The following is a 2551-nucleotide window of genomic DNA, read 5'->3' as shown; positions in this document are numbered from 1 at the left end:
CGGCGCCAACGTCGACATGCGGCAGCGTGACTTGATCGAAAGGCTGTTGCACGCACGGCCCATCTCCGGTCAGGAGTGGTACGACCGGAACGTGTTGGAACTCGATGGCCTTGGTGCGGGCGTCGAGGATGTCGTCGAGGTTGCTGCGGTGGTAGTCGAGGAACTGGTGGAACGTCCACAGCGCGGAGTAGGTCTTGCGGCGGCGGTTGTTGGCGGTGTTGCCCTCGTCGGGTCGGGTCTGGCCGCCGGAGCTGCGCAGTTCGAGCAGGGAGTTGGTGACGTTCTTGAGCCCGAGGGTGTTGCGCAGGATGGTTTCCTCGCTGAGGCCGACGTTGCCGCCGCCTTCGCAGCCGTAGGGGCAGGGCCACCAGCCGGCGTCGGCGCCCTTGGCGTACATGTGGCCTTCGATCATGTCCTGGGACTGGTCGAAGATGGGTTGGGCGACGTTCTGGTGCCGTGGTGGCAGCATCGGCAGGTCGCCGGCGCGGGAGTTGCCGAACTCGTGGCCGTCGTAGCCGGCGACGGGTCGGTAGTCGCGGACCATTTTGATGTACGCGGCGGTTTCGGGTTGGCGGATCAGGGAGTAGTCGCGGTTGAGGTCCTGGCCGGTGGAGTTGCCCCGGGTGTTGGCGGCCCGGCCGTCGCCGTTGATGGTGGGGACGATCAGGACGGTGGTGTGGGCGAGCAGGTCGGTGATGCGGGGGTCGGTGCTGAAGGCGAGTTGCCGGGCCATGATGAGGCAGGCTTCGCGGTCGCCGGGTTCGTTGCCGTGGACGTTGCAGTTGATGGCCACGGGGGTGGTGGCGGCGACGGCGGCGGGGGTCGCCGGTGGGGTGGGGTGGCCGATGACGAGCATGTTGATGGGTCGGTTCTGGATGGTGCGGCCGAGTTCGACGACGCGCACGCGGTCGCTGAGGGCGTCGATGGCGGCGGTGTAGGCGTACTCGTCGGTGTCGGTGGTGTATTGCGCGGCGTGGGTGGTCTCCCACAGGGTGCGCAGGTTTTCCCCGGGGTTGTCGGGGTTGCCCCAGGGGGCGGTGGTGGTGGCGGCGACGGGGTCGGAGTAGGGCTGTTCGGTGGTGCCGGTGCGGGCGCGGACGCGCCATTGGAAGGTGTCGCCGGGGTTGAAGCCGGCGTCGGCGAAGGTGGGTGCCTCTTGGTTGATCTGGCGGTTGGGGCGCCAGACGCCGACGATGGTGGGTGCGCCGGTGGGGGTGCCGTCGGTGTCGACGGCGGTGCGTTCGATCTGGTAGTCGGTGGCGCCGTCGACGGGTTGCCAGGCGAGGGTGGCGTAGCCGTCGGCTTGGCGGACGGTGAGGTTGGTGACCTGGTGGGGTTGCGCGGCGCGGTGGGCGTTGGCGGGTGTTGGTGCGGCGGTGAGGGTGATGGTGAGGAGTGTGGACACGGCGAGGAGGGTGGTTCGCTGGCGTCTCATGTGGCCTCCGACTGGTCGATCGTGGCGCGTATCGACCAGCATGATCGTCGGAGTTCCTCGATGCAATGATCTTGAGGGAATCTTGCGGCTCGGTGCCGCTCTCCCCCGACGGCTGTCAGCCGAGGTCGACCAGCAGGGGTCGGTGGTCGGAGATGGTGGACAGCGGCGCGGTGACGGCCCGTACGGGTGGCAGGTGGTCGAGGGCGTGCCGGTCGGCCAGGACGTGGTCGAGTTGGACGCGGGGCTGCCCGGCGGGGTAGGTGGGGCGGCGGCCCAGGGGACGCCAGCCGGAGATGAGCCGGGCCGCGCCGGCGGGCAGGTTGAGGTCGCCGAGCAGGACGCGAGGGGCGGGTAGCGCGCGCAGGGCGCGGACGGTCTGGCGGAGTTGGCGGGCGTTCCAGCCGGGGACGAACGACAAATGGGTCGCGGCGACGGTGAGGGGGCCGTGTGGGGTGTCCAGGATGGCGGCGAGGACGACGCGGGGTTCGTCGTGCAGGAGGATGAGGCCGCCGCGGGGGCCGGGGACGTAGACCGGGGAGCGTACGGGTGCCGGTTTGAGCCTGGTGACCTGCCAGCTGCGGACCGGGTAGCGGCTGATCAGGCCGATGCCGTAGCAGGGTTCGCCGTGGCCGTCGTCGTCGTGGCGTAGTGGGCGGAACTGTTCGCCGGGGGTGCCGACGACGGCGGCGGCGAAGCGGTGGTGCGGCGCGTCGAGGGCGTGGGCGGCGATGGCGGTGAGGTCGAGGTTGCCGCTGCGGCGCTGGTCGCGGTCGACCTCCTGCAGGGCGAGCACGTCGGCGTCGAGGGCGCCGATGGCGGTGGCGAGTCGGTCGGAGTCGACGAGCCCGTCGGTGAGGGATCGACCGTGCAGCAGGTTGAAGGTGGCCAGGCGCACTCCTGCACCTTACGTGCCCGTGGCAGGGTTGCCGGATGGTCAAGGTGCTGCTGTGTTCTGTGCTGGTGTTCGTGGCGGTCGGCGCGTTGGGGGTGTGGTTGCGGCGTACGCGGGGTCGGTGAGTGGGTGAGGCTGGCCACTGTTGTGCCGGTCGGGCGGGTCGGGTGGGGAGAATTGCCGCCCGTGGACGCCGTATCGCTGAGTACTCTGCTGGCCGCCGC

At 70.1% G+C, this 2551-nt stretch carries 2 protein-coding genes; both read right to left on the bottom strand.

Going from position 1 to position 2551, the window contains the following annotated elements:
• The coding region (locus tag JNW91_RS30965) for a M14 family zinc carboxypeptidase (RefSeq protein ID WP_309244535.1) at positions 1-1405 on the bottom strand (1405 nt) is incomplete at its 3' end.
• 145 nt (positions 1406-1550) lie between these two features.
• On the bottom strand, positions 1551-2330 hold the full coding sequence (locus tag JNW91_RS30960) for an endonuclease/exonuclease/phosphatase family protein (protein WP_203178999.1): 780 nt from the start codon (positions 2328-2330) through the stop codon (positions 1551-1553).
• Positions 2331-2551 lie beyond the last annotated feature (221 nt).

Source organism: Micromonospora parastrephiae, from assembly GCF_016802865.1.
Lineage (GTDB): Bacteria > Actinomycetota > Actinomycetes > Mycobacteriales > Micromonosporaceae > Micromonospora > Micromonospora parastrephiae.
The sequence above is the reverse complement of the archived record's forward strand: the minus strand, read 5'-3'. Positions and strand labels throughout refer to the sequence as shown.